Origin of the sequence: Vogesella amnigena, from assembly GCF_042648905.1 — a bacterium.
Lineage (GTDB): Bacteria > Pseudomonadota > Gammaproteobacteria > Burkholderiales > Chromobacteriaceae > Vogesella > Vogesella amnigena.
Genome location: NZ_JBHRYH010000018.1, coordinates 183,013 through 208,089, shown reverse-complemented (window position 1 = coordinate 208,089; position 25,077 = coordinate 183,013). Strand labels below are relative to the sequence as shown.

Genomic DNA, 25,077 nt, shown 5'->3' with positions numbered 1-25,077 from the left:
GGTGGTCCCACGCCTTCCCATTCCGAACAGGACCGTGAAACGCCTCAGCGCCGATGATAGTGCGGATACCCGTGTGAAAGTAGGACACCGCCAGACTCCCCCACAGTAAAGCCCAGCTCAGACGAGCTGGGCTTTGTGCTTTGGGGCGAATCAGCCACTCATGCACGCTCCCGGCCCTGCCTCCTATCCCTGCGGCCAACGTTGGCCGCATGACAGTCCAAGCAAAAGCCCGCTCGCGCGGGCTTGGTTGTTTGTGGCATTGCCCGTGGGGCGTTAGCGGATGGCTATGTCGCAGCCGATAGGGGCGCGGATCTTGGACAGCAGGCTATGCAGTTGCTGGTCGTCTTTCCAGTAGCCCAGCCGGGCCATGCAGTCGATGGCAACCAGGGCTGCATCGCTCATGAACTGGCCGTTGATAATATGTTGTTCGACTTCTGCCAGAGGCATCAGCAGATGTGCCTCGACTTCGCCGTCCTGGTTCTGTGGAATTTCCTGCGCGTTTAACCAGACATCGAACACGTGCAGCCATTCGCGATGCAGACCACGGGCGACCGGGCGCTCCGCCAGTAGCAGGGCTGCCTGCGGTAGTAGTTCCAATTTGCCGGCAGGGATGCCTGCCTCTTCCCAGCCTTCGCGTTCCAGCGCGATCTGCAGGGTTTCTCCTGCAGCGATGCCGCCCCCCATCAGGTTATCCAGGCGATCGGGGGCAACGTCCTTGAACGGGCTGCGCTTGCCGATCCACATGCGGATTTCGCCATCCGGCATGCGGCTGAGACCGTTGAGATGGACAGCGCGGCTGGTAAGGCCCAATGGGCGGAATGCGGCGCGCTCCATTTCAAAACAGGGGGTGCCATCCTGGAAATAGGCCATGAATTTTTCATTGCGCCAGCCGTTTAGCCAGCCGGCATCGCGCCAGGCCAGCGCAGCTGCAGCCAGTAACTGACTGCGGCTATTGAAGTCCGTCGCCGTTTCCAGGGCGACGAGTTGGCCGTGTTGCAACTGGAACAGATTGCCATGCTCGGATAGCAAGCGTTGCAGCCATTGCTGGTTTACACAGCCCAGGCATTCGCCTGCGATCAGCACTGGTACAAAGCCGCTGTTGTCGTACTCGATCATTTGCTGCAAAGCATTGGCGACTGCTCGCACTTGCATGTTGTTTCCACTCACGATTTGGCGAAGGCGACATCTTACGGATAAAAACAGCAGCCGTGGTGGGGATAAGGTGGGATGACAGGGTATTTATGTGATCAGGCGCTTGCAGGTGTTGCATCCCTGCCAGTACGACAGTGTGGTGTGCTTGCCGCAGCGGGATATGGCAGGGGAATGGGAATGACGGCTGTCTGGCGTGATATTGGTAAATTGTCGGACAGCGTGCTAGAAAACCTGAAGCCTTCTATCGAATCTGTCATCAAATGCCGGTATCGTTTATCAGAAAGTGTGAACTAACAACACGGCAGGTAAATGATGTTTCGCTTGAGGCTGGTTTCCAGTGCATTTGGTGTGGATGACGGTGGGCCGTTGCATCCAACGCTTGAGCATGCAATTCAGGCGGCGCGGGTGATGTTGCTGATTCACCGTCACCCGCTGCGTGCCGAAATACGGCAGTATCTGGATACCCAGATGCGGCGTAGCAGGGTGGTGGAAGTGCTTGAATCTACGGGATAAAAAATAAACGCCTTGCTCTGGGGAGACAAGGCGTGCGATGGTGGCGTACCCGACTGGAATCGAACCAGCGACCTTCAGCTTCGGAGGCTGACACTCTATCCAACTGAGCTACGGGTACAAGCCGAGGCGGCAATATAGCTTAAGCCCACCAATGCGTCCAGTGTCGATTGCGTTGGCGCAAACTTGTTTCAGCGGCGTTTTGCCTCGCAAATTGCCTTTGCGTATAATTTCCCCATTTGTAATGTCAATATTCATCAGGTGAGGCTGGAATGAGCAACGAAACCAAAGCTCCGGGGCAAATCGTCGGTATTCTGCTGGGGGTTGTCGTACTGGTAGTGGTGGCGATTTATCTGCTGGCCAAGTTGGCGACCAGCGGTTTTGACGTCAATGCGGAAGTGATGACCAAGGAGGCTGTTGCAGCCCGCCTGAAGCCGGCTGGCGAATCTGTTGCCAGCGATGCCCCGCCGGGGATGAAAACCGGCGAGCAGGTTTACAAGGCGATCTGTATCACCTGTCACGGCGCCGGTCTGGCTGGTTCGCCGAAGTTTGGTGATGCCGGTGCCTGGGGTGCTCGCGTGGCAAAAGGCTGGGATACGCTGGTGCTGCATGCGCTGCAGGGCTTCAATGCCATGCCGGCCAAGGGTGGCGCGGCTGATCTGACCGACGACGAAGTGAAGCGTGCAGTTGCGTTCATGGGTAACGCCGGTGGTGGCAAGTTCACCGAGCCGCCGGTAGGTGGTGCCGCTGCTGGTGCCGCACTGGATCCGGCTGTAGCGGGCAAGAAAGTGTACGAGAGCGTGTGTGTGGCCTGTCACGGCTCCGGTGCTGCCGGTGCGCCGAAGTTCGGCGACAAGACTGCCTGGGCGCCGCGCCTGAGCAAAGGGCTGGATGGTCTGCTGGCTTCGGCTACCAAGGGCCTGAATGCGATGCCGCCGAAGGGTGGTTTCTCTGGCTCCGATGCAGAGTTCAAGGCAGCTGTGGAGTACCTGACCAGCGCCGCCAAGTAATATTGGCCGTAATGCTAAACGCCGCGATTTATCGCGGCGTTTTCGTTTGTGCTTGGGTGGAGCTTGGCCGCGGCCGGCAGGACTAGCTGTCGCTGTTCTTCTGCACCTTGTTGTCCAGCGAGGCCATCAGCCCCGCTAGCCGGCTCTTGCCCTCGTTCTTGCTGACAATGGGTTCGGCGCCTTTCTTGCCGAAGTGGCGCAGGTCGTCGCCGCTGATTTCGGCGATGAAGCGCGACGGCTCCACGAACAGCCACTCGCCGCCGCGACGGCGCTTCACGCAGTAGGTCAGGGTGAGGCTGCGCTGGGCGCGGGTGATGCCGACGTACATCAGCCGCCGTTCTTCTTCCACCATGCCGTTATCGACCGATTCGCTGTGTGGCAGGATGCCTTCCTCGCAGCCCACCAGGAATACGTGCGGGTACTCCAGCCCCTTGGAGGCGTGCAGGGTGGACATGTGCACCGCGTCCACCTCACCTTCATCGCGGCCTTCCAGCATGGTGATCAGCGCGATGGTCTGGGTGAGCTCCAGCAGGTTCTTGCCGTCCTGCTCGCCCTTGCGTTGCAGCCAGGCCACCAGTTCGAACACGTTCTTCCACTTGCTCTCTGCTGCCTTGGGGCTGTCCTCGCTGTCGTACAGCCAGGCTTCGAAGCCGATGGACTTGAGCATCTCCATCGCCAGCTCACCCGGCGGCTCGCGCAGTGCGCGGTAGGTCAGCGCATTGATGAAGCGGCAGAAGTCGGCCAGCGGTGCCAGCTGGGCGGCATTGACCTGCAGCTGGAAGCCTTCCTCGTGCGCGGCGGCGAACAGGCTGCAGTTGCGCTGCCGGGCCCAGTTGCCCAGCTTCTCCAGCGTGCCGGCGCCGACGCCGCGCTTGGGAGTGGTAAGCGCGCGGATGAAGGCGGGATCGTCGTCCGGGTTGGCCAGCAGCCGCAGGTAGGACAGCACGTCCTTGATTTCCGGCTTGTCGTAGAAGCTCTGCCCGCCGGCCATCTGGTAGGGGATGCGCTGGTTGCGCAGCGCCTGCTCGAACACGCGGGACTGATAGTTGCCGCGGTAGAGGATGGCGTAGTCCTTGAATTCGGTGCGGTGCTCGAACTTGTGCGCCAGCAGGCGCTGCACCACCACCTCGGCCTCGTGTTCCTCGTCCTTGCACATCACGGCGTGGATCTGTTCGCCGAGCCCCAGTTCGCTCCACAGCTGCTTTTCGAACAGCTTGGGGTTATTCGAGATGACCGAGTTGGCCGCACGCAGGATGCGCGCGGTGGAGCGGTAGTTCTGCTCCAGCTTGATCACTTTCAGTCGCGGGAAGTCATGCTGCAGTAGGCGCAGGTTCTCCATATTGGCGCCGCGCCAGGCATAGATGGACTGGTCGTCATCGCCCACCGCGGTGAACATGCCTCGCTCGCCGGTGAGCAGCTTCACCAGCTGGTACTGGCAGGTATTGGTGTCCTGGTATTCGTCGATCAGCAGGTAGCGCAGCTTGTGCTGCCATTTCTGCAGCACCTCGGCATTGCTGCGCAGCAGCTCCACCGGCAGGCGGATCAGGTCGTCGAAGTCCAGCGCCTGGTAGGCGGTGAGTGTGTCCTGGTAGGCCACATAGGTGGTAGCGGCCACGCGGTCGAATTCATCCGCCGCCGCCAGCAGCGCGGCATCCGGGCCGAGCAGGTCGTTCTTCCACAGCGAGATGCGGCTTTGCACCTTGCGTACTTCATCCTTGTGGGTGGATTTCAGGATGTCGGCGATGATCTTGGCGGCGTCATAGCTGTCCAGAATGGAGAACTGCGTCTTGTAGCCCAAGTGTGGCGCTTCCTGGCGCAGAAAGTGCATGCCCAGCGAGTGGAAGGTGGAGACAGTGATGCCCTTCAGCTCGCGGCTGTCCATCAGCTTGCCGACGCGCTCCAGCATCTCGCGCGCCGCCTTGTTGGTGAAGGTGATGGCGGCGATGTTGCGGGCGTCGAAATTCGCCTCGCGGATCATGTAGGCGATCTTCTGGGTAATCACCCGCGTCTTGCCGGAGCCGGCACCGGCGAGCACCAGCAGCGGGCCGTCCAGCGACTGGATGGCGGCGCGCTGCTGCGGGTTGAGTAGGGCAAGGGACATGGGCTGTCGTCAATCTTTCATGGTTAGCGCGCATTGTAGTGCCTGCCGCCGGGGCCGGCCATGCGCGACGGCGGGACGGGCATCCATTATCATTCGCGATGCGGCTCGGCTCAGGCCAAGGTTGGCCGCAACGACTGACAGGAAAACAAAATGGCCACCTATGCGATTGGTGATTTGCAGGGCTGCTTCACCCCCTTCATGGCGCTGTTGCGCCAGATCGAATTCAACCCCGGCCGCGATACGTTGTGGCTGACCGGGGATCTCGTCAACCGTGGTCCGGAGTCGCTGCAGACGCTGCGCTGGGTGTTCGAGCACCAGGACTGCGTGCAAACGGTGCTGGGCAACCATGACCTGCATCTGCTGGCAGTGTCCGAGGGCTATGGCAAGGTGCATGCCGATGACACCATCCAGGCGGTGCTGAATGCCGGCGATGCCAAAGTGCTGCTGGAATGGCTGCGCTGCCAGCCGCTGATGATCTACGAGCAGGGTTTTGCCATGGTGCATGCCGGCCTGCTGCCGGAGTGGAGCATCAAGAAGGCGCTGCGTCTGGCGGAGGAGGTAGAGGACGAACTATCGGGCACGCATCACCGGACGTTCTTTTCCAAGCTGTACGGCAACAAGCCCACCCGCTGGCAGGATGATCTCAAGGGCATGGACCGGCTGCGCATGATCGTCAACGTGATGACGCGCATGCGCTTCATCACCCGCGACGGCGAACTGGATCTGGCCTACAAGGGCGAGCTGGAAGGGGCGCCGGACTACCTGGTACCGTGGTTCGAGGCCGCCGGGCGGCGCAGCGTGGATACCCCCATCGTATGCGGACACTGGTCGGCGCTGGGGCTGATGCTGAGCGAGGAGGTGCTGGCCATCGACAGCGGCTGCCTGTGGGGTGGCAGCCTCACCGCGGTGCGACTGGAGGATCGCGAGGTGTTCTCGCTGCCGTGCCAGGCGTATCGCGAAATCAGGAAATAAGCTTGGCCGCAAGGGTGTCGGAACAGCAAAAGCCCCTGTCGCAGGACAGGGGCTTTGTGTTGTCAGCTGCTGCTGCCTAGCGCAGCTCTTCTGCGACTTCCGGCACCAGGTGCGGGGTGCTTGCCGCTGCGCCGTGGGCGATCGGTGTCGGGTTGGCCAGTTCGCGCTGCATCTGCTCGCTGTCCAGCGAGTTCTCCCACTTGGCTACCACTACGGTAGCCACTGCGTTGCCGATCAGGTTGGTGATAGCGCGGGCTTCCGACATGAAGCGGTCGATACCCAGGATCAGCGCCAGGCCGGCTACCGGGATTTCCGGTACCACCGCCAGCGTGGCGGCCAGGGTGATGAAACCGGAGCCGGTCACGCCGGCGGCACCCTTGGAGGTGAGCAGCAGCACACCGAGAATGGTCAGCTCCTGGGTCAGGGTCAGGTCGATATTGCAGGCCTGGGCAATGAAGATCGCTGCCATGGTCAGGTAGATCGAGGTGCCATCCAGGTTGAAGGAGTAACCGGTGGGCACTACCAGGCCGACTACCGGTTTGGCACAGCCCAGCTGCTCCAGCTTGGTCATCAGGCGCGGCAGCGCGGATTCCGACGACGAGGTGCCCAGCACGATCAGCAGCTCTTCCTTGATGTACTTGATCAGCTTCCACACGCTGAAACCGTAGGCGCGGGCGATGGTGCCCAGTACCAGGCCGACGAACAGTACGCAGGTCAGGTAGAAGGTGGCCATCAGCGAGGCCAGCTGTACCAGGCTGCCCACCCCGTACTTGCCGATGGTGAACGCCATGGCGCCGAAGGCGCCGATTGGTGCCAGCTTCATGATGAAGCCGATCATGGCGAACAGCACCTGCGATACTTTTTCAAAGAAACCCAGTACCGGCTTGCCGGAGTCGCCCATCAGCGACAGGCCGGCGCCAAACAGCACCGAGAACAGCAGCACCTGCAGGATCTCGCCATCGGCAAAGGCGCCGATGGCGCTTTGCGGAATGATGTGCAGCAGGAAATCCACCGTGCTCTGGCCGGCGGCCTTTTCTGTGTACTTGGCGATGGCGCCGGTATCCAGCGTGCTCGGGTCGATGTTCATGCCGCTGCCAGGCTGCACGAAGTTCACCACCAGCAGGCCGATGGCCAGTGCCAGCGTGGTAACCACTTCAAAGTACAGCAGCGCCTTGCCGCCGACGCGGCCAACCTTCTTCATGTCTTCCATGCCGGCAATGCCGACCACGATGGTGCAGAAGATGATGGGCGCGATCATCATCTTCACCAGCTTGATGAAGCCATCGCCCAAGGGCTTGAGCTTGGCGCCGAGTTCCGGCATGAAGTGTCCCAGGGCAACGCCCAGGATGATGGCCACGATCACCTGGAAATACAGGCTGTGGTGCAGTTTCTTGGCTGACATTGTGCTCTCCGTGTGTCTGGCAGTGTGCTTGCCTTGTCCAGTACTTTCGCCGCGATCATGCGCGGCGACGGAGATGCGAAAAATTGGGTATTTCCCGATCAGGGAAAGCCGCATTGCGGAAAACCCGCATCCGGCGGCAGGCTCAGTCCGCCGGATCGATACCCAGCGCGGTGGCAATGGCAGAGCGGGAGGCTTCCGACAGCGCGAAGCGGGTGGTGTCGCTGGCCGGCAGTGCGGCGGTGTAATCCAGCTCCACCACCATGGCGCGGGTTGAGAGAATGGCCCACAGGCTCTGGCCGAAGCTGGTGTCGCCGGCATAGGCAGCGGAAGCGCAGTAGTGGCCGCCAGGCGAGACATAGCGGATCGCCACCGGCTGTACCGTAGCGCCGGCCAGCCGTGCGGCCTCGAACAGCGAGGACTTGAACGGCAGCAGGCCGATGCCGTCGGAGGTAGTGGCTTCCGGGAATACCGCCATGCAGTCGCCATTGTGCAGCGCTGCGGCCAGCTGTTTATTTACCAGGCTGGTGTCGCGGCGGTTGCTGCGGTCGATGAACAGCGTGCCGGCGCTCTTGACCAGAAAGCCGGCCAGCGGCCAGTCGCGCAGCTCTTTCTTGGCCACGAAGCGCGACACGGTGACGCTGTTGAGCGCAAAGATATCCAGCCACGACACATGGTTGGCCACCACCAAGGTGTGTGGCGGGTAGATGCCGGGGGTGGCACCGTTCACCTTCACCTTGATGGCCAGAATGTGCAGCAGCTGCTGCGACCAGCGCTGGGTGATGACGGCCTTCTCCGGTTGCGATAGTCGCGGATACAGCGTGGCAATGGTGATGATGCCGCGTAGCAGGTGCATGCCCAGGCGGGCAAGGCGGAGCAGGCGGACAGGCAGGGAAGTGGTCTGGTGCACGGTATGACGGTTCGCTGACGGTTAATGGCAGGGTAGTGCGCTTACGTGGCAACGGTTTTACAAGGGCTGGCAGTGCGGGCAGAAACAGGTGCTGCGCTGGCCCTGGCGGATTTCACTGATCAGCGTGCCGCAATCATGGCACGGCAGCTCGCGGCGGCCGTACACCTTGTAGCTTTGCTGGAAGTAACCCGGCTTGCCCTTGGCGTCGATGAAATCGCGCAGCGTGCTGCCACCGGCCTCGATGGCGCGCGCCAGTACCGACTTGATCTCGGCGGCCAGGCGTTCGCACTCCTCGCGGCGCAGCGAGTTGGCCGCACGCGCCGGGTGGATGCCAGCGTAGAACAGCGACTCGTTGGCGTAGATATTGCCCACGCCCACCACCACGTGGTTGTCCATGATCAGCAGCTTGATGGCGCTGCCCTTGCGGCGGCTGGCTTCGAACAGGCGCTGCCCGTCGAAGGCATCCGACAGCGGCTCCGGCCCCAGCTTAGCCAGCAACGGATGTGCCGCCACCGGCCCCTGCTGCCACAGCATGGCGCCAAAGCGGCGTGGATCGCGATAACGCAGAACCGTCTGCCCCAGCACGATGTCTACATGGTCATGCTTTTCCGGCGTGCTGCCTGGCGGCACAAAGCGCAGGCTGCCGGACATGCCCAGGTGCACGATCAGCGTGCCATGTTCGAAATCCACCAGCAGGTATTTGGCGCGGCGGCTGACGCTGCGCACCGTGCGCCCGGCCAGCAGCGCAGGCAGCTCTGGCGGAATCGGCCAGCGCAGACGGGCCTCGCGCACGATCACCGTCTGCACGGTGGCGCCTTCCAGCTGCGGGGCAATGCCACGGCGCGTGGTTTCGACTTCTGGCAATTCTGGCATGGTCGTGAGTCATGAATAATGTGAATGGCGTGGTATTCTACCCGCCTGTGATGAATACAGGTTCTGTGCATGAACGCCCTGCTCCGTCTGTTTGCCGTAATCGCCCCACTGGCACTGTCCGCCTGCGCCAGCCTGCAGCCTGCCGCGCCTGCGGCCAACGCCCAGGTTGGCAAGAGCGTTGTAGCGGAGGATGAAGACGAAGCTCCGGCGCCGCGCGAAGAAGACAACCCGGCCATTCCGCATCAGCAGCTGCGTGCCGAATGGCTGTATGGCCTGCTGGCTGGCGAGATGGCAGCGCGTGGCGGCGCCGCGGCACAGGCCGCCGAAACCTATATTGCGCTGGCGCGGGAAACCCGTGATCCGCGCATCGCCCGCCGTGGTGCCGAATTCGCCATGTTTGCCGGTCAGCTCAAGTCGGCCACTGCCGCGCTGACGCTGTGGCTGGAGCTGGACCCGGAAGCCGATGCCGCGCGCGAGCAACTGATCATCGCGCTGTTGCGTGGCGGCAAGCTGGCGGAAAGCCGGCCGCTGATCGAAACCACCTTGCAGCGCCAGCCACAACGTGCCGCCGGTGTGTTCGTGCAGCTGGCGCGCCTGGCTGCCCTGCAAAGCGACAAGCAGGGTGCCGAAGCGCTGATCAGCGAGTTGGCCGCACGCTATCCCGAGCTGCCGGAAGCACGTTTTGCGCTGATTGCGGTAGCTGCCGAGGCCGGCGATCAGCAAACCGTGGACGATGAGTTTGCCCGCCTGGCGCGCATTGCGCCGCAATGGGACTTGCCGGTGCTATGGCAGGTAGACCGCCTGCGCCGGCAATCGAGTACGCAGGCCACCGCCTTCCTGCAGCAGCAACTGCTAAGCCGGCCGCAGTCCAGCATCGAGCTGAATACCACCTATATCCGTCTGCTGGCTGGCGACAAGCGCTTCACGGAAGCCGAGGCACATGCCCGCAGCATCGGTAGCCGTTTTGCCGCGAATGGCGAACTGTTGTACCTGCACGGCCTGCTTGCCTACCAGACCGGCGACTTCACTCTCGCACGACAGCAGCTGCTGGCCGCCATGCGTGCCGGTTTCAACGATGTCAACACCCTGCGTTACACCCTGGGGCAGCTGGCCGATGAGCAGAAGCAATCGGCCGAGGCGCGGCGCTGGTATCTGGAAGTGAATGGTGGCGAGAACCTGTTGCCGGCGCGGGTGCGCGCGGCGCAGATCCAGGCTGCCGGCGGTCAGTGGCGCGAAGCCATCGATAGCCTCAATACGCTGCCACAGCAGGTGGATGAACCCGTGCGCATCACCTTGTCCCAGGCCATGTTGGCGCGCGAAGCGCGGCAATACGACGTGGCGCTGGAGATTCTGGGTGCTGCGCTGAAGCAGACCCCGGAGCAGGCCGAGCTGTTGTACGAACGCGGCTTGCTGCTGGACCAGATCGGTCGCTCTGCCGAGGCCGAGCAGGACCTGCGCGTGGTGGTGCGGCTGAAGCCGGATGATGTGCAGGCACTGAATGCGCTGGGCTATGTGATGACCAATCGCGGCGCATCGCTGCCGGAGGCGCAGGGCTATATCGAGCGTGCGCTGAAAGCCGACCCGGATAACGCCATGATTCTCGACAGCCTGGGCTGGGTGCTGTTCAAGCAGGGGCAGTCCGAGCAGGCGCTGCAACACCTGCAGGCATCCTATGCCAAGCTGCGCGATGCCGAAGTGGCCGCCCACCTGGGCGAAGTGCTGTGGTCGCTGGGGCGCAAGGATGAAGCGCGCCAGGTCTGGAACGATGCCGCCAAGAGCGCGCCGGAGCACCCGGTACTCAAGGAAACGCTGGACCGCCTCAAACCATGAAGTTCACTCACTGGCTGGTGTCGGCCGGCCTGGCACTGTTGCTGGCAGGCTGTGCTACCCCGGAAATCCGGCAGCCTCTGCAGCAGCCTGCGGCCAACGTGCCCGACATCGCCTTCAATACCTATGGCCGGCTGGCGGTGAATTACCAGGGCAAGGGCCACGTGGCGAGTTTCGACTGGCAGCACACCGCCGCCAGTGATCAGCTCAACGTCAAAACCCCGATCGGCACCACGGTTGCCAGCCTCAGTCGCGATGCCAACGGCGTGCGACTGCTGGCCGATGGCCAGGAGCGGCAGGCTGGCGATGTGGAAACCCTGACCGAGGAAACCCTTGGCTGGCCGCTGCCGTTGTCGAATCTGGCCTGGTGGGCGCGTGGCCTGGCGGCACCCGGTACCGGCGCGCAAACCGCTGCCGATGGCAGCCTGCAGCAGCAGGGCTGGCTGATCCGCCACAGCAAGGATGCCGAAACCCATCTGCCGCGCCGCCTGGAACTGGAGCGTGACGGCCTGAGCATCCGGCTGGTGTTCTCCGGCTGGAATACCCCCGATACCCCCGCAACTACCGCACCATGACCCTGCACTACCAACGATTCGCCGCTCCGGCCAAGCTCAACCTCACGCTGCTGATCACCGGCAAGCGCGAGGACGGTTACCACCTGCTGGATACGGACTTCCGCTTTATCGATTACTGCGACGATATCGATATCGCCGTGCGCGACGATGGTCGCATCGAACTGGAAACACCTACTCCGGGCGTGCCGCCGGATGCCGACCTTACCGTACGCGCGGCGCGCCTACTGCAGCAGGCCGCCGGCTGTACGCTGGGCGCCAGCCTGCGGGTGACCAAGCGCATCCCGATGGGCGGTGGTCTGGGTGGTGGCTCTTCCGATGCCGCCACCGTGCTGCTGGCGCTAAACAAGCTGTGGGGTTGTGGCCTGTCGCGGCAGCAGCTGATGACGCTGGGCGTGCAACTGGGTGCCGATGTGCCGGTATTCATTTTTGGCCGTAATGCGCGTGCACGCGGTATTGGCGAAGAGCTGGAAGCCATTGCACTGCCGGAAGCGTGGTATGTGGTATGCAAGCCACCGGTATCGGTGCCGACCGGCCCGGTATTCCAGCAATATTCACAAAAGCTGTTGACAGGGGAAATACGCTTCTCCATAATGCGAAGCCTGTTCGGCGCAGCGCAAAAACAAAACGATTTGCAGCGCGTTGTAAAAGCAATGTATCCAGCGGTAAATGAGGCATTGAACCGGCTAAGTGAATACGGTTCGCCGCTGATGACAGGTTCGGGAGCATGTGTGTTTCTGGAGCTGGCAACTGAAGTTCAAGCAAAAACAGTATTCCAGTCCTTGTCGAAAGATATGGTCGGATTTGTTGCCAAGGGGTTAGCGACGCATCCACTGTACGACGGGGAAGTGTAAAGAATACTGGGGAGTCGCCAAGTTGGTTAAGGCACCGGATTTTGATTCCGGCATTCGAAGGTTCGAATCCTTCCTCCTCAGCCAAATCTCTGCATGATTGAACGGATACTGGGGAGTCGCCAAGTTGGTTAAGGCACCGGATTTTGATTCCGGCATTCGAAGGTTCGAATCCTTCCTCCTCAGCCAAAACACAGCAGTGAACTAAGAAAAAAAGCGTGTAAGTTTCCCTTACACGCTTTTTCTTTATCTCCCGATCCAAGGCATTGAGTTATGGCGGCTTACGACAGTTTGATGGTTTTCACCGGTACCGCAAATCCGGAACTTGCACAGAACGTGGTCAAGCACCTCGATATTTCCCTCGGCCGTGCCGATGTGGGCAAGTTCAGCGATGGTGAAGTGGCGGTGGAATTGCTGGAAAACGTGCGCGGTCGCGACGTGTTCATCCTGCAGCCGACCTGTGCACCGACCAACGACAACCTGATGGAAATCCTGACCATGGCCGACGCACTCAAGCGCGCTTCCGCCGGCCGGATTACCGCGGCGATTCCGTACTTCGGTTACGCCCGTCAGGATCGTCGTCCGCGTTCCGCCCGTGTACCGATCACCGCCAAGCTGGTAGCCAATATGCTGACCAGCGCCGGCATCGATCGCGTGCTGACCGTCGACCTGCACGCCGACCAGATCCAGGGCTTCTTCGACATGCCGGTGGACAACGTGTACGCCACCCCGGTGCTGCTGAAGGACATCCGCTCGCAGCGTATCGAAGACCTGATCGTGGTAAGCCCGGACGTGGGCGGCGTGGTACGTGCCCGTGCAGTGGCCAAGGCGCTGAATACCGACCTCGCCATCATCGACAAGCGTCGCCCGAAGGCCAACGTGGCCGAGGTGATGAACATCATCGGTGATATCGAAGGCCGTACCTGTCTGATCATCGACGACATGATCGACACCGCCAACACCCTGTGCAAGGCGGCTTCCGCGCTGAAAGAGCGCGGCGCCCAGCGCGTGCTGGCCTATGCATCGCATGCCGTGTTCTCCGGCCAGGCCGTGGACCGCATCAATAATTCGGACATCGACCAGGTAGTGATTACCGATACCATCCCGCTGGTAGCCGCCGCCAAGCAGAGCAGCCGCATCCGCGTGGTATCCATCGCCGGCCTGATCGCAGAGACCCTGCGTCGCATCAACAACGAAGAGTCGGTGTCCTACCTCTTCAACGAAGAGCTGGTTTCGGCGGGCGCTGTCCTGCCGTAAACGTCGGCCCCACTGGTCGCGGTGGGGCGGGCGACTTTCAATGAAACTGGAGTAATACTCAATGGCAATCGAACTGATCGCTGCCAAGCGCGAACTGGAAGGTACTGGTGCGAGCCGCCGCCTGCGTCGCGCTGGCCAAACCCCGGCTGTTGTTTACGGTGCAGGCAAAGAAGCCGTATCCATCACCCTGGACCACAACACCATTTACTACGCACTGAAGAACGAAGCTTTCCACAAGGAAACCATCGAGCTGGTGATCGACGGTCAGAAGGAGCTGGTAAAAGTTGCCGACTTCCAACTGCACCCGTACAAGCAGCTGGTTCTGCACCTGGACTTCGCTCGCGCGTAATGCATGCGTGCCGCCCGGCTAGCCGGGCGCAGACAGCCCGCTGACCGGTTATCTGGCAGCGGGCTTTTCATTGGAATCAAACATGGCGATCCGACTGGTAGTCGGGCTGGGGAACCCCGGCCCCGAATACGAAAAGACCCGTCACAATGCCGGCTTCTGGCTGGTGGACGAACTGGCCTGGCAGCATAAGGCTGGCCTGCGTGCCGAAAGCAAATTCTTTGGCGAGGCGGCACGTGCCGCCGTGCCATCCGGCGAGCTGTGGCTGCTCAAGCCGATGACCTACATGAACCTGTCCGGCCAGGCGGTGGCAGCGCTGGCGCGCTTCTACAAGATCGCACCGGAAGACATCCTGGTGGTGCATGACGAGCTGGACCTGCAGCCGGGCACCGCGCGGCTGAAGCAGGGCGGCGGCCACGGTGGCCATAACGGCCTGAAAGACATCATCGCCCGGCTGGGCAGCCCCAACTTCTGGCGCCTGCGCCTGGGCATCGGCCACCCGGGCGATCGCAACGAAGTGGCCAACTTCGTGCTGAAAAAGGCCCGTGCCGAAGAGCAGCAGGCCATCGATGACGCCGTGGCCAAGTCGTTGCAGGTGATGCCGGAAGTGCTGGCCGGCAATATGGCGGGTGCCATGAAAACCCTGCACACGGCTGCCAAGTAAGCCTTGCGGCCAACCTTGGCCGCAACATTGCCCAAAATACAGGCAGCCGAAGTGTTAAAATCGCTGCCTTTGTTGCCCCGCCGCGCAGGCGGGCCGAACACAACGAGGAATTACCATGAGTCTGAAGTGCGGTATCGTCGGCCTGCCCAACGTCGGCAAGTCCACCCTGTTCAATGCGCTGACCAAGGCCGGTATCGAAGCGGCCAACTATCCGTTCTGCACCATCGAGCCTAACGTCGGCATCGTGGAAGTGCCGGATCACCGGCTGGCCGAGCTGGCCAAGATCATCAACCCGCAGAAAATCCAGCCTGCCATCGTCGAATTCGTCGACATCGCTGGCCTGGTGGCGGGCGCCTCCAAGGGCGAAGGTCTGGGCAACCAGTTCCTGGCCAACATCCGCGAGACCGACGCCATCGTCAACGTGGTGCGCTGCTTCGATGACCCGAACATCGTGCACGTGGCTGGCAAGGTAGATCCGATTGCCGACATCGAGACCATCCTCACCGAACTGGCACTGGCCGACCTGTCCTCCGTGGAAAAGGCCGTGGCCCGTGAAGGCAAGAAAGCCAAGGCCGGTGACAAGGATGCGCGCGCGCTGGTAGCCGTGCTGGAAAAACTGGTGCCGCACCTGAACGAAGGCCAGCCGGCGCGTTCGCTGGGCCTGAGCGACGAAGAAAAAGTGCTGCTCAAGCCGTTGTGCCTGCTCACCATCAAGCCGGCGATGTACGTGGCCAACGTGGCCGAGGACGGCTTCAGCAACAATCCGCTGCTGCAGCGCGTGGAAGAGTACGCGGCCAAGGAAGGCGCACCGGTAGTGGCGCTGTGTGCGGCTATCGAATCCGAAATCGCCGAGCTGGACGATGCCGACAAGGCCGAATTCCTGGAAACCCTGGGCCTGGAAGAGCCGGGTCTGGATCGCCTGATCCGCGCCGGCTACAAGCTGCTGGGTCTGCAGACCTACTTCACCGCCGGGGTGAAGGAAGTGCGCGCCTGGACCATTCACATCGGCGACACCGCTCCGCAGGCTGCCGGCGTGATCCACACCGACTTCGAACGCGGCTTCATCCGTGCGCAGACCATCTCCTACGCCGACTTCATCGCCCTGGGCGGCGAAGCCAAGGCCAAGGAAGCCGGCAAGATGCGCGCCGAAGGCAAGGACTACGTGGTGCAGGACGGCGACGTGTTGAACTTCCTGTTCAACGTCTGATCCGGCGGCCGGGGCAGCCCGGCCAGCATGGCAATGACAAACCGCCGGGCTTGCCCGGCGGTTTTGTTTTTTTTGGTGGAGCAGCCTCAAAACCCGGCCGGGGTGATCACCCAGATCACCACCGCTTCTGTCTTGCCGGGGTTGCGGTAGCGGTGCGGCTCCTGGCTGGAAAAGCAGAAGCTGTCGCCTTCTTCCAGCTGGAAATGGCGCTCGCCCACCCACAGCTCCAGCGAGCCTTTCAAGAGCAGCCCGGCCTCGACCCCCTGATGGCTGTAGCCTTGGTCGCTGCTGGCGCCGGGGGCGATGCGACAGTGCAGCATTTCCAGCTGCCGGTTGCTGCGCGGGGTCAGCAGCTGGTCGCTGAAGCCGCCGGCGTATTCCAGGCTGGTGCGCTGTTGCTTGCGCACGATCACATCCGCTTCTGCGGCCAACTGCTGTGCATCGGGGCCGAAAAACCACTGCACGGTCACATCCAGGCTCTGGGCCAGGGCCACCAGCGCATTGATGGAAGGCTGCGCCAGGTTGCGCTCGATCAGGCTGATATGGGCAATGGACAGGCCGCAGCGCTCTGCCAGCGCAACCAGGGTCAGGCCCTGGCGTTTGCGCAGCTGGCGCAGTTTTTCGCCAATCCTGGCCTGTGGCTTGTGGTCGGCGTTGTCTGGCGGCATGTGGTGCTGGTCGTGATGGGCGGCAGTCATGGCGGGATTATAACGACACTGTTGTCGCGACAGCTGGCAGGACGGCACTAAATTCTTGTGTGATTAAAATTTTAGTCGTAATTTTAATTTCGCAAAAAAATGACGCGCCGTAATGAGCACCAGCCATCACACCGGGAGTTCGCATGCCTACCGCCTTTCCCCACCTGTTCCAGCCGCTGCGCATTGGCGGCGTTACCCTGCGCAATCGCATCATGTCCACCGGGCACGACACCGTGCTGCCCACCGACAGCAAGGTGAACGCCGCGCTGATTGCCTACCACCGGGAGCGCGCGCGTGGCGGTGCCGGGCTGATCGTGCTGCAGGTGTCCGGCGTGCATGAAACCGCGCGCTATACCTCGCACGCGCTGATGGCCACCGACGACGATTGCATCGATGGCTACCGTCAGCTGGCCACCGCGCTGCATGCCGAAGGCTGTGCGGTATTCGGCCAGCTGTTCCACCCGGGGCGCGAGATCATGGAGACCGCCGACGGGCTGCTGGCGGTGGCGTACGCACCATCGGCAGTACCGAACGAGCGCTTTCATGTGCAGCCGCGCGCGCTGACTGCCGCGCTGATCGCCGATATCGTGGCCGGCTACGCCGCCGCGGCGCGGCGCATGGCGGCGGCGGGTATGGATGGCGTGGAGGTGGTGGCCAGCCACGGCTACCTGCCGTCGCAGTTTCTCAACCCGCGCGTCAACCTGCGCCAGGACGACTACGGTGGCGATGCGGCCAGGCGGCTGCGTTTCCTGCAGGAGGTGTTGGCCGCAATCCGCGCCGCCACGCCGGTGGGCTTTGTGATTGGTCTGCGCATTTCCGGCGGCGAGATGGACGCCGAGGGGCTAAGCGAGGACGAGGCGATTGCTGCCAGCGTGATGCTGCAGTCGCAGCTGGACTACGTGAACGTGATCGCCGGCACCTCTGCCTCGCTCGGTGGTGCGGTACATATCGTGCCGCCAATGGCGATTGCCAACGGCTATCTGGCGCCAGTGGCGGCGCGCTTCAAGGCGCGGCTGCAGATACCGGTGCTGGTGGCCGGGCGCATCAACCAGCCGCAGGAAGCCGAGCAGATCATTGCCAGCGGTCAGGCCGATGTGTGCGGCATGACGCGGGCGCTGATCTGCGACCCGGAGATGCCGCGCAAGGCGGGCGAGGGGCGGGTGGATGACATCCGCGCCTGCATCGCCTGCAACCAGGCCTGCATCGGCCGCTTCCATCGCGGCCTGCCCATTTCCTGCATCCAGCATCCGCAGAGCGGGCGCGAGCTGCGCTTCGGGCAATTGCCGCCGGCTGGCCAGCGCAAGCGGGTGCTGGTGGTGGGTGGTGGCCCGGCCGGCATGAAGGCGGCGGTGATTGCCGCGCAGCGTGGCCACCAGGTGGCGCTGCATGAAGCCGGCAGCCAGCTGGGCGGCCAGGCGCTGCTGGCGCAGCTGCTGCCGGGGCGGGCCGAGTTTGGCGGGCTGGTGACCAATCTGCAGCGCGAGCTGCAGCAGGCCGGGGTGGAGGTGCACAAGAACAGCCGGCTGGATGCGGCGCAGGTGCTGGCATTGCAGCCGGATGCGGTGATCGTGGCCACCGGCGCCACGCCACGGCTGCCGCCACTGGAAAGCGATGGCTCGGTCACGCTGTTCGACCCGTGGCAGGTGCTGCGTGCGCCGCAGCAAGTTGGCCGCAGCGTGGTGGTGGTGGACTGGCGCAGCGACTGGATCGGCCCCGGTATCGCCCTGCTGCTGGCACAACAGGGCTGCCAGGTGCGGCTGGCGGTGAACAGCACCCACGTGGGCGAGCAGCTGCCGCTGTACGTGCGTGACGAGCTGGTGGCGCGGCTGCACAAGGCCGGCATCGAAGTGCTGAACTATATGCGCCCCTACGGTGCCGACAGCGGCAGCGTCTACCTGCAGCACACCGCCAGCGAGGAAGCGGTGATCATCGACGCGGTAGACAGCCTGGTGCTGTGCAGCGGCCACACGGCCGACGATGCGCTGTTCACTCAGCTGGCGGCCAGCGGCATCGCGCTGCACGCCATCGGCGACTGCCTGGCGCCGCGCACGGCGGAAGAGGCCATCTACGAAGGCCTGTGCGTGGCCTGGCAGCTGTAGTCTGCGGGCCTTTTGGGGGAGTCTGCGGCTAGGTGCCATCATCTACTGCGGGAAAGGCGGGCACCGCCACTGGCAGTGCCTGATGTCACCAAAGGGGCGTCAGCGCGCAGCCCGGGCGTTGAAGCGTTGCCCCAGGTCTTCACCGTGCTCCATCCATAAGTTCACGTCCAGTGCCAGCGCGTTCTTCAGCTTGGCCGGTCAGGTAGGCAGGTTGGCCGCAGTCTTGGCATCCACCTTTTGCACCGCTTTCAGATTGGTGGGGGCCATAGGCGATGCGGTTGGAGTACACCACCTGGTTTTCCGGCTTGCCGGCATTCTTGATGAAGGCCACGGCTTCCTTCTTACTGCACCGCATCGATGCGGCCGTTGTAGGCCGAACTCATCACCATGTCCCGGGAGGCCAGGAGCTGCGGCGGCTGGGCGCCGGCTTCCCACTACTGGATCTTCGGCTTCAGTTGATCCAGCTTCTTGAGGGCGCGATCCACGCCCGCCTTGGTTCCCAGCACCTTGTACACGTCGGCCGGCTTTACACCGTCGGCCAGTAGCGCAAATTCCAGCGTGTACTTGGCACCCTGCGCAGGTCACGCTTGCCGGGAAACTTCTTCACGTTCCAGAAATCGCCCCAGTTCTGCGGTGCGGTTTTCAGGATATCGGTGTTGTAGGCCAAGGTGGTGGACCGCACGAAGACGCCGGCGCCGCATTCGGCCACGGCCGGTTTCCAGTAGCAGCAGTACCTGCTCGCGGCGTTCGGCAGCGCGGTAGCGCTTGGGCTGATTGATTCAGTGCAGGCGGGCGCTGGCACCGTCGATGGTGGCGATGTTGCGAGCACCCCGGCACGGCTGGCAGGAAGTTGTGCTCGGCCAGTGCATAGCATACGGTTGGGGGGCGGGGGAGCAAACTGTGCCCAGTGCGCCGATCTGGCTCATCCCGCTTGCTGTTGCAGAACGTGCCCCATGCCGTGCGCCAGCGCTGACGGGGTGCTGGCTGCAATGGAAGGGGCCGCCCACGGGCGGCCCATCAACCTTAGGGAATAGGCGCCGGGTTTACTGCTCCAGCCGCTCGATGCCCAGCGCCTTCAGCACGTATTTCTCATAAACCGGTTCCGACGAGCCGGTTTTCATCTTGTGCAGGAAGTATTTCTCAAATGCCACCTTGGCCAGGTGTACCCATTTTCCCTTTTTGAACCAGTTCACATTGCGCGGCGGCAGCTGCGGCAATGCCACGAAGGCGGCCCCGGTATCGCCCATGTCAGCCAGACAGATAGCATTCCAGCTGCCCTTGGCGGTGGCTGGTTCATCGTGCAGATCGGCATGGATGTTATGCACGATAGCGGTAACCATGGTCTCGATCATGTAGCCGGTCTTGGGGGCGCCAGTCGCGACCGGGGTGACTTCTACCGGGGGAATGGCCACGCACACGCCGGCAGCAAAGATATTGCGGTACTGCTTGCTGCGCTGGAATTCGTCGATCAACACAAAACCGCGCGGGTTGCACAGGCCAGGCACCGCAGCTACGGCATCCACGCCCTTGAACGCAGGCAGCATCATGCAGAAGGCAAACGGCAGCACGTGTTCCTTGCGCACCGAACCGTCATCGTTGATTTCCGTCACCAGCAGCTTGCCGTCTTCCACCTGGGTGGTGCGGGCATTGGTGACCCACTTGATGTCGTTGTTGCGGAACTCGCTTTCCAGTAGTGACTTGGAATCGCCAACGCCGCCCAGGCCAAGGTGGCCAATATAGGGCTCGCTGCTGACATAGGTCATCGGCACCTTGTGACGCAGCTTGCGGCGCCGCAGGTCGGTATTGAGGATGAAGGCGAATTCGTAGGCCGGGCCAAAACAAGAGGCGCCGGGCATGGCGCCAATGATCACCGGGCCAGGGTTTTCCAGAAATCGCTGGTAGGCCTCGTTGGCGTGCAGTGCGTGCTGCAGCGTGCAAATGGACTGGGTATAACCGCTTTGCGGGCCGCTACCCGGGACTTCTTCGAAAGCCAGCCGTGGGCCGGTGGTGATCACCAGATAGTCATAATCCAGCTGCTGGCCATCGGCCAGGGTCAGGTGGTTGTTGTCAGCGTCGATGGTGCTGACCGGCTGGGCGATGAAACCGATGCCTTTTTTATCCAGGTAGGGCCGGATGGGGAAAGAGATTGCATCCGCCTCGCGCCAGCCCACAGCCACCCACGGGTTGGAAGGGACGAACTGGAACTGTTCGCTGCTATTGATGACAGTGATGCGGCATGTTTTACCCAGTTTTTCCTGTAGCTCGTAGGCAGCCGGCATGCCGCCGGTTCCCGCGCCAATGACGACGATGTGCTTCATGTGTCTCCTCCGGTCTGTTGCCGCGTTGTGCTGGTCATACTGTTATTAAAATATAAAAAAATATAATGTAAACCGGAATTTCCAGAAAGGCAGCAAACGGAGACGTTGGCCGCACGGCGGCAGAATGGCAGACCGGCCACGCAAGTGGCCGGCAAGGGGCAGAACGGTAGGTCGCCCGGAATGGTGGCGCGGTGCATGATGCGCTGCGCGAGTTGCACCTGCTCAACCACGTGGGCCGCCACGGTGGGGCTACCGGACTGGTATCGATCTGGATCCGAGTCTCTGCCGGGACTGCAGCAGGTGGTGCAGGAGCCGGGTGAGCTGGCGCTGGCGCTCAGCTTCAGGCGTCTGGCGGTGGTGTGCCCCACGGTGCGTCGGCAACTGCTGCCGGATCTCGTGCCGTAGTCGCCTGTGCCTGCAGCCGCAGCAGGATGGCGTGGCCGCCGCTGACGATATCGTCGCCGATGGCGCGGGCGGCGGCGGCACCGTCGCCCTGCTGCAGCGCGGCGATCAGCGGCGGGTGGTAGTCGATCATGTCCTGGCCGCCGGCAGCATAGGAGGCGGCGATCAGCGGCCCCATCTGCAGCCAGATGCGATACAGGATGCCGCCCAGGAACGGCATGCCGGCGATGTCCACCAGCGCAAAGTGGAACTGCTGGTTCAGGTCGCAGCCGCTGGCGTGGTCGCCGCGTGTCATGGCTTCTGCGTTGCGCGCCACGATGTCCAGCAGCCGGGCGATGTCCGCTGCCGTGGCGCGGCTGGCGGCGGTTTCCGCGGCCAACCCTTCCAGCTTCACGCGAATGGCGCGGATCTCCAGATAGCGCGCCAGCGTCATGTACGGCACGCGGATATCGCGTGCCGATTTCATTTCCAGCGCCTGTTCCTGCACCAGCCGCAGGATGGCATCGCGCACCGGGGTGACGCTGGTGCCAAGCTTGGCCGCCAGCTCGCGGATCTTCAGCCGCTCGCCAGGCTGCATGCGGCCCTGGATCAGGGCTTCGCTGATCAGGCGGTAGACGGTGCTACCAAGATTGTCGTGCTCGAGTTCCGGCAGATCGTAGGGCATGGCTGGTTGTCACTGAGTGATTTAAGAAATATGATGCATCATATACAAAAATAAGATCACCTACCAGACAGGCCCGCAGCTAACCAGACCAGGAGCGATATCTTGTCCCAGCACAGCGACTCAACTTCGCCGCCGCAGCGCTACATGCTGCTTACCGGCGCCAGCCGCGGCATTGGCCATGCCACGGTGAAACTGTTTCAGGAACAGGGCTGGCGCATCCTCACCGTGTCGCGGCAGCCGTTTTCGGAAACCTGCCGCTGGCCAATGGCGCGCGACAGCCATCTGCAGGCCGATCTGGCCGACCTTGACGCGCTGCCGCAGCTGGTAGAGGAGGTGCGCCGCCGCCTGCCGGATGGCGCGCTGCATGCGCTGGTGAACAACGCCGGCATCTCGCCCAAGGGGCCGCAGGGCGAGCGGCTGGGGGTGCTGGGTAGCGACAGCGACACCTGGCAGCGGGTGCTGAATGTCAACCTGGTGTCCACCGCGCTGCTGGCACGGGCGCTGTTCCCGGAGCTCAAGCAGGGCCGGGGCAGCATCGTCAACGTTACCTCCATTGCCGGCTCGAAGGTGCACCCGTTTGCCGGCGTGGCCTACGCTGCCTCCAAGGCCGGCTTGGCCGCACTCACCCGCGAGCTGGCCCATGAGCTGGCACCGCACGGCATCCGTGCCAATGCCATCGCCCCGGGCGAGATCGACACCGCCATCCTGTCGCCGGACACCGCCCGCATCGTCGAGCGCGATGTGCCGATGCGCCGGCTGGGCACGCCGCAGGAGGTGGCCGAGGCGATCCACTTTCTGTGCAGCCCGCAGTCCGCCTACATCAACGGCGCGGAAATCCACATCAACGGGGGCCAGCATGTCTGAAGCCTGCGATAACCAGCTATTCACTACCATGGCCGCCGCCACCGCGGCAGACGAAGTGGCCGCGCTGCTGTGGACGCACTACCGGCTGCGCGGCAACAGCAGCAAGCTCAACAGCGAGCGCGACGAGAACTTCCACATCCGCGCCGACGACGGCCGCCACTACGTACTCAAGCTCACCCACCCGGCGGAAGACCGCGCGGTAACCGACTTTCAGACCCGCGCGCTGCTGCACGCCATCGCCCACGACCCGACGCTGCCGATACCGCAGGTAATCGCGCAGCAGGACGGCGCCCCCTACGGCGTGGTGGCGATGCGCGACGGCAGCCAGCGCGTGCTGCGCTTGCTGAGTTACCTGCACGGCCAGCCCTTGCATCAGGTGGGCCGCAGCAGTGCGCAGCGCCGCCACCTGGGGCAGACACTGGCACGGCTGAACGTCGCGCTGCGCGACTTCCAGCACCCGGCAGCCGAGCACCGCCTGCTGTGGGACATCCAGCACAGCCAGGACCTGGCGCCGCTGCTGCAGCAGACGCCGCCCGGCGCCAAGCGCGACGTGCTGGCCAGCTGGCTGGTGCACTTCGACAGTACCCTGCGGCCAACCCTGGCCGGCCTGCGCCGCCAGGTGATCCACAACGACATGAACCCGTACAACGTGCTGGTGGGCGACGACCAGATCACTACCGTCGGCATCATCGACTTCGGCGACATGGTGGCCGCGCCGCTGGTGGACGAGCTGGCGGTGGCCTGCTCCTACCAGCTGTCCGCCAATGCCAACCCGCTGGACACTGCCGGCGAGGTGATTGCCGGCTACCACGCCATCAACCCGCTTACCGAACAGGAAGTGGCGCTGTTGTACGACCTCATCCTCACCCGGCTGTGCATGACGGTCACCATCACCGGCTGGCGCGCGGCGCGCTACCCGGAAAACAGCACCTATATTTTGCGCAACCACGGCCTGAGCTGGGATGGCATGCAGCGCCTGCTTGGCATCAGCCGCCAGCAGGCGGTGGCCTACCTGCGCAGCGTGTGCGGCATGAAAGGACAAGCATGAGCAAGGATCAACGCATGGTGAACGCCTTCGACCCGGCCACCGCCAGCCAGCTGCCAGCGCGCGAGCAGGTGCTGATCGAGCGGCGGCGGCAATCGCTGGGCAGCGCCTACCGACTGTTCTACGAGCAGCCGCTGCACGTGGTGCGTGCCGAGGACGTGTGGCTGTACGACCCGGATGGCAATGCTTATCTGGACGTGTACAACAACGTGGCCTCGGTGGGGCACAGCCACCCGCGGGTGGTGGCGGCCATCGCGCAGCAGGCAGCCACCCTCAACACCCACACCCGCTACCTGGGCGATGGCATCGTCGATTACGCCGAGCGCCTGCTGGCCACCTTTCCGGCCGAAACCAGCCAGGTGATGTTCACCTGCACCGGCAGCGAGGCCAACGACCTGGCGCTGCGCCTGGCGTGGAACGCTACCGGCGGCAAGGGGCTGATCGTCAGCAGCCACGCCTACCACGGCGTGACCAGCAGCGTGGCCGAGTGCTCTCCGGCCTTTGGCGACGGCGTGCCGCTGGGCGTGCACGTGCGCACCGTGCCGCCGCCGGACAGCTACCGGCAGGGGCCGGATGCCGGCAAACGCTTCGTGGAAGGGGTGCAGGCGGCGATAGCCGATCTGCAGCGCCACGGCATCCAGCCAGCGGCACTGCTGGTGGATACGCTGTTCACCAGCGATGGCGTGTACCCCGAGCCGGTGGGCTGCCTGGCGCGCGCCGCCGAGGTAATCCGAGCTGCCGGCGGGCTGTTCATCGCCGACGAAGTGCAGGCCGGCTTCGCCCGCAGCGGCAGCCATTTCTGGGGCTTCCAGCGCCATGGCGTGGTGCCGGACATCGTCACCATGGGCAAGCCGATGGGCAACGGCCACCCCATCGCCGGGGTGGTGGCACGGCCGCAGATCATCGATGCCTTCGGCAGCCGCGTGCGCTACTTCAACACCTTTGGCGGCAATGCGGTGTCCTGCGCCGCCGGCATGGCGGTGCTGGATGTGATCCGCGATGAACAGCTGCAGCAAAACGCGCTGGAAACCGGCGCCTATCTCAAGGCAGGCTTCGAGGCGTTGGCCGCAAGGCATGAGCTGATCGGCGACGTGCGCGGCGCCGGCTTCTTCCTCGGTGTGGAAATGGTGCGAGACCGCGCCAGCAAGGCGCCGGCCAGCGTCGAGACTGCGCGCATCGTCAACGCGCTGCGCCAGCGTCGCATCCTGATCAGCGCCACTGGCCCGGCCGGCAACATCCTCAAGGTACGCCCGCAGCTGGTGTTCGCCCGTGAACACGCCGACATGCTGCTGGGGGCATTGGATGAGGTGCTGGCAGCCGGCTGAACTGGGGGGAT

At 63.2% G+C, this 25,077-nt stretch carries 23 protein-coding genes, 3 tRNA genes and 1 rRNA gene; 16 read left to right on the top strand and 11 right to left on the bottom strand.

From position 1 onward, the window contains the following. Positions 1 to 96: ribosomal RNA gene (rrf, locus tag ACFOKJ_RS17035) — 5S ribosomal RNA — on the top strand; the annotation flags it as partial. 177 nt (positions 97 to 273) lie between these two features. Here rrf and ACFOKJ_RS09515 read toward each other — a convergent pair. Both ACFOKJ_RS09515 and ACFOKJ_RS09510 read right to left on the bottom strand, forming a co-directional pair. After that, on the bottom strand, positions 274 to 1,152 hold the full coding sequence (locus tag ACFOKJ_RS09515) for an NUDIX hydrolase (RefSeq protein ID WP_390278980.1): 879 nt from the start codon (positions 1,150 to 1,152) through the stop codon (positions 274 to 276). Between the two features lie 554 nt (positions 1,153 to 1,706). Further along, positions 1,707 to 1,783, bottom strand: a tRNA-Arg gene (locus tag ACFOKJ_RS09510). Positions 1,784 to 1,934: 151 nt separating this feature from the next. On the opposite strand from ACFOKJ_RS09510, the gene ACFOKJ_RS09505 reads away from it, so the two are divergent. Next, complete coding sequence (locus ACFOKJ_RS09505) at positions 1,935 to 2,672, top strand: c-type cytochrome (RefSeq protein WP_390278978.1); 738 nt, start codon at positions 1,935 to 1,937, stop codon at positions 2,670 to 2,672. Between the two features lie 82 nt (positions 2,673 to 2,754). On the opposite strand, the gene ACFOKJ_RS09500 is transcribed toward ACFOKJ_RS09505, so the two are convergent. Then, positions 2,755 to 4,773, bottom strand: a complete 2,019-nt coding sequence (locus ACFOKJ_RS09500; RefSeq protein WP_390278977.1) for a UvrD-helicase domain-containing protein — start codon at positions 4,771 to 4,773, stop codon at positions 2,755 to 2,757. Between the two features lie 150 nt (positions 4,774 to 4,923). Between ACFOKJ_RS09500 and ACFOKJ_RS09495 the strand changes: the two genes are divergently transcribed. Beyond that, a complete protein-coding gene (locus ACFOKJ_RS09495) occupies positions 4,924 to 5,745 on the top strand; it encodes a symmetrical bis(5'-nucleosyl)-tetraphosphatase (protein ID WP_390278975.1) in 822 nt (273 codons plus the stop codon). Between the two features lie 76 nt (positions 5,746 to 5,821). On the opposite strand, the gene ACFOKJ_RS09490 is transcribed toward ACFOKJ_RS09495, so the two are convergent. The 3 genes from ACFOKJ_RS09490 to mutM all read right to left on the bottom strand — a co-directional run bounded on the left by ACFOKJ_RS09490 (position 5,822) and on the right by mutM (position 8,927). Beyond that, on the bottom strand, positions 5,822 to 7,147 hold the full coding sequence (locus tag ACFOKJ_RS09490; protein WP_390278973.1) for a dicarboxylate/amino acid:cation symporter: 1,326 nt from the start codon (positions 7,145 to 7,147) through the stop codon (positions 5,822 to 5,824). Between the two features lie 142 nt (positions 7,148 to 7,289). After that, entirely contained in the window at positions 7,290 to 8,054 is a 765-nt protein-coding gene (locus ACFOKJ_RS09485) for a lysophospholipid acyltransferase family protein (protein WP_390278971.1), read from the bottom strand. A gap of 57 nt (positions 8,055 to 8,111) precedes the next feature. Next, positions 8,112 to 8,927 (bottom strand): bifunctional DNA-formamidopyrimidine glycosylase/DNA-(apurinic or apyrimidinic site) lyase, encoded by an 816-nt coding sequence (mutM, locus tag ACFOKJ_RS09480; RefSeq protein WP_390278969.1) that lies wholly within the window; start codon positions 8,925 to 8,927, stop codon positions 8,112 to 8,114. A 69-nt stretch (positions 8,928 to 8,996) separates the two neighbouring features. Here mutM and ACFOKJ_RS09475 point away from each other — a divergent pair, with 69 nt between their 5' ends. From ACFOKJ_RS09475 to ychF, 9 genes are all read left to right on the top strand, one after another. Next, positions 8,997 to 10,757 (top strand): tetratricopeptide repeat protein, encoded by a 1,761-nt coding sequence (locus ACFOKJ_RS09475; protein ID WP_390278967.1) that lies wholly within the window; start codon positions 8,997 to 8,999, stop codon positions 10,755 to 10,757. Next, the gene (gene lolB, locus ACFOKJ_RS09470; RefSeq protein ID WP_390278965.1) at positions 10,754 to 11,329 is read left to right on the top strand and encodes a lipoprotein insertase outer membrane protein LolB; all 576 of its coding nucleotides are present in this window, start codon (positions 10,754 to 10,756) and stop codon (positions 11,327 to 11,329) included. Before ACFOKJ_RS09475 ends, lolB begins: the two co-directional genes overlap by 4 nt. Continuing rightward, positions 11,326 to 12,180, top strand: a complete 855-nt coding sequence (ispE, locus tag ACFOKJ_RS09465; protein ID WP_390278963.1) for a 4-(cytidine 5'-diphospho)-2-C-methyl-D-erythritol kinase — start codon at positions 11,326 to 11,328, stop codon at positions 12,178 to 12,180. The genes lolB and ispE overlap by 4 nt, the downstream gene beginning before the upstream one ends. Before the next feature lie 7 nt (positions 12,181 to 12,187). Beyond that, positions 12,188 to 12,264 (top strand) — tRNA-Gln (locus tag ACFOKJ_RS09460). A 25-nt stretch (positions 12,265 to 12,289) separates the two neighbouring features. Then, positions 12,290 to 12,366: transfer RNA gene (locus ACFOKJ_RS09455), tRNA-Gln, on the top strand. 84 nt (positions 12,367 to 12,450) lie between these two features. Further along, entirely contained in the window at positions 12,451 to 13,434 is a 984-nt protein-coding gene (locus ACFOKJ_RS09450) for a ribose-phosphate pyrophosphokinase (RefSeq protein ID WP_088965485.1), read from the top strand. Between the two features lie 61 nt (positions 13,435 to 13,495). After that, positions 13,496 to 13,783 (top strand): 50S ribosomal protein L25, encoded by a 288-nt coding sequence (gene rplY, locus ACFOKJ_RS09445; RefSeq protein WP_390278962.1) that lies wholly within the window; start codon positions 13,496 to 13,498, stop codon positions 13,781 to 13,783. 82 nt (positions 13,784 to 13,865) lie between these two features. Continuing rightward, positions 13,866 to 14,444, top strand: a complete 579-nt coding sequence (pth, locus tag ACFOKJ_RS09440; RefSeq protein ID WP_390278960.1) for an aminoacyl-tRNA hydrolase — start codon at positions 13,866 to 13,868, stop codon at positions 14,442 to 14,444. A gap of 115 nt (positions 14,445 to 14,559) precedes the next feature. Then, positions 14,560 to 15,651, top strand: coding sequence for a redox-regulated ATPase YchF (gene ychF, locus ACFOKJ_RS09435; protein ID WP_390278958.1), 1,092 nt, complete (start codon positions 14,560 to 14,562; stop codon positions 15,649 to 15,651). 86 nt (positions 15,652 to 15,737) lie between these two features. Here ychF and ACFOKJ_RS09430 read toward each other — a convergent pair whose 3' ends face one another. After that, complete coding sequence (locus tag ACFOKJ_RS09430; RefSeq protein ID WP_390278956.1) at positions 15,738 to 16,349, bottom strand: helix-turn-helix domain-containing protein; 612 nt, start codon at positions 16,347 to 16,349, stop codon at positions 15,738 to 15,740. 143 nt (positions 16,350 to 16,492) lie between these two features. Here ACFOKJ_RS09430 and ACFOKJ_RS09425 point away from each other — a divergent pair, with 143 nt between their 5' ends. Next, positions 16,493 to 18,448, top strand: a complete 1,956-nt coding sequence (locus tag ACFOKJ_RS09425) for an oxidoreductase (protein ID WP_390278955.1) — start codon at positions 16,493 to 16,495, stop codon at positions 18,446 to 18,448. Positions 18,449 to 18,587: 139 nt separating this feature from the next. Here ACFOKJ_RS09425 and ACFOKJ_RS09420 read toward each other — a convergent pair whose 3' ends face one another. The 4 genes from ACFOKJ_RS09420 to ACFOKJ_RS09405 all read right to left on the bottom strand — a co-directional run bounded on the left by ACFOKJ_RS09420 (position 18,588) and on the right by ACFOKJ_RS09405 (position 21,832). Beyond that, positions 18,588 to 18,779, bottom strand: a complete 192-nt coding sequence (locus ACFOKJ_RS09420; protein ID WP_390278953.1) for a hypothetical protein — start codon at positions 18,777 to 18,779, stop codon at positions 18,588 to 18,590. Between the two features lie 195 nt (positions 18,780 to 18,974). Beyond that, positions 18,975 to 19,130 (bottom strand): hypothetical protein, encoded by a 156-nt coding sequence (locus ACFOKJ_RS09415; RefSeq protein WP_390278951.1) that lies wholly within the window; start codon positions 19,128 to 19,130, stop codon positions 18,975 to 18,977. A gap of 361 nt (positions 19,131 to 19,491) precedes the next feature. After that, positions 19,492 to 20,766, bottom strand: a complete 1,275-nt coding sequence (locus ACFOKJ_RS09410) for an NAD(P)/FAD-dependent oxidoreductase (protein WP_390278949.1) — start codon at positions 20,764 to 20,766, stop codon at positions 19,492 to 19,494. Between the two features lie 340 nt (positions 20,767 to 21,106). Continuing rightward, the gene (locus ACFOKJ_RS09405) at positions 21,107 to 21,832 is read right to left on the bottom strand and encodes a GntR family transcriptional regulator (RefSeq protein WP_390278947.1); all 726 of its coding nucleotides are present in this window, start codon (positions 21,830 to 21,832) and stop codon (positions 21,107 to 21,109) included. A 102-nt stretch (positions 21,833 to 21,934) separates the two neighbouring features. Between ACFOKJ_RS09405 and ACFOKJ_RS09400 the strand changes: the two genes are divergently transcribed. From ACFOKJ_RS09400 to ACFOKJ_RS09390, 3 genes are read left to right on the top strand one after another with little or no spacing between them, the layout of a single operon-like run. After that, positions 21,935 to 22,696, top strand: coding sequence for an SDR family NAD(P)-dependent oxidoreductase (locus ACFOKJ_RS09400; RefSeq protein ID WP_390278946.1), 762 nt, complete (start codon positions 21,935 to 21,937; stop codon positions 22,694 to 22,696). Then, entirely contained in the window at positions 22,689 to 23,744 is a 1,056-nt protein-coding gene (locus tag ACFOKJ_RS09395) for a phosphotransferase (protein ID WP_390278944.1), read from the top strand. The genes ACFOKJ_RS09400 and ACFOKJ_RS09395 overlap by 8 nt, the downstream gene beginning before the upstream one ends. After that, positions 23,741 to 25,066: an aspartate aminotransferase family protein gene (locus ACFOKJ_RS09390; RefSeq protein ID WP_390278942.1), complete on the top strand. Its 1,326-nt coding sequence runs from the start codon at positions 23,741 to 23,743 to the stop codon at positions 25,064 to 25,066. The genes ACFOKJ_RS09395 and ACFOKJ_RS09390 overlap by 4 nt, the downstream gene beginning before the upstream one ends. The last annotated feature ends 11 nt before the right edge of the window (positions 25,067 to 25,077 follow it).

What these genes read in the sequence shown, in the direction of transcription:
- ACFOKJ_RS09515 (WP_390278980.1), bottom strand. Translation starts at nt 1,152, where the DNA reads ATGCAAGTGCGAGCAGTCGCCAATGCTTTGCAGCAAATGATCGAGTAC.
- ACFOKJ_RS09505 (WP_390278978.1), top strand. Translation starts at nt 1,935, where the DNA reads ATGAGCAACGAAACCAAAGCTCCGGGGCAAATCGTCGGTATTCTGCTG.
- ACFOKJ_RS09500 (WP_390278977.1), bottom strand. Translation starts at nt 4,773, where the DNA reads ATGTCCCTTGCCCTACTCAACCCGCAGCAGCGCGCCGCCATCCAGTCG.
- ACFOKJ_RS09495 (WP_390278975.1), top strand. Translation starts at nt 4,924, where the DNA reads ATGGCCACCTATGCGATTGGTGATTTGCAGGGCTGCTTCACCCCCTTC.
- ACFOKJ_RS09490 (WP_390278973.1), bottom strand. Translation starts at nt 7,147, where the DNA reads ATGTCAGCCAAGAAACTGCACCACAGCCTGTATTTCCAGGTGATCGTG.
- mutM (WP_390278969.1), bottom strand. Translation starts at nt 8,927, where the DNA reads ATGCCAGAATTGCCAGAAGTCGAAACCACGCGCCGTGGCATTGCCCCG.
- ACFOKJ_RS09475 (WP_390278967.1), top strand. Translation starts at nt 8,997, where the DNA reads ATGAACGCCCTGCTCCGTCTGTTTGCCGTAATCGCCCCACTGGCACTG.
- lolB (WP_390278965.1), top strand. Translation starts at nt 10,754, where the DNA reads ATGAAGTTCACTCACTGGCTGGTGTCGGCCGGCCTGGCACTGTTGCTG.
- ispE (WP_390278963.1), top strand. Translation starts at nt 11,326, where the DNA reads ATGACCCTGCACTACCAACGATTCGCCGCTCCGGCCAAGCTCAACCTC.
- ACFOKJ_RS09450 (WP_088965485.1), top strand. Translation starts at nt 12,451, where the DNA reads ATGGCGGCTTACGACAGTTTGATGGTTTTCACCGGTACCGCAAATCCG.
- rplY (WP_390278962.1), top strand. Translation starts at nt 13,496, where the DNA reads ATGGCAATCGAACTGATCGCTGCCAAGCGCGAACTGGAAGGTACTGGT.
- pth (WP_390278960.1), top strand. Translation starts at nt 13,866, where the DNA reads ATGGCGATCCGACTGGTAGTCGGGCTGGGGAACCCCGGCCCCGAATAC.
- ychF (WP_390278958.1), top strand. Translation starts at nt 14,560, where the DNA reads ATGAGTCTGAAGTGCGGTATCGTCGGCCTGCCCAACGTCGGCAAGTCC.
- ACFOKJ_RS09430 (WP_390278956.1), bottom strand. Translation starts at nt 16,349, where the DNA reads ATGACTGCCGCCCATCACGACCAGCACCACATGCCGCCAGACAACGCC.
- ACFOKJ_RS09425 (WP_390278955.1), top strand. Translation starts at nt 16,493, where the DNA reads ATGCCTACCGCCTTTCCCCACCTGTTCCAGCCGCTGCGCATTGGCGGC.
- ACFOKJ_RS09410 (WP_390278949.1), bottom strand. Translation starts at nt 20,766, where the DNA reads ATGAAGCACATCGTCGTCATTGGCGCGGGAACCGGCGGCATGCCGGCT.
- ACFOKJ_RS09405 (WP_390278947.1), bottom strand. Translation starts at nt 21,832, where the DNA reads ATGCCCTACGATCTGCCGGAACTCGAGCACGACAATCTTGGTAGCACC.
- ACFOKJ_RS09395 (WP_390278944.1), top strand. Translation starts at nt 22,689, where the DNA reads ATGTCTGAAGCCTGCGATAACCAGCTATTCACTACCATGGCCGCCGCC.
- ACFOKJ_RS09390 (WP_390278942.1), top strand. Translation starts at nt 23,741, where the DNA reads ATGAGCAAGGATCAACGCATGGTGAACGCCTTCGACCCGGCCACCGCC.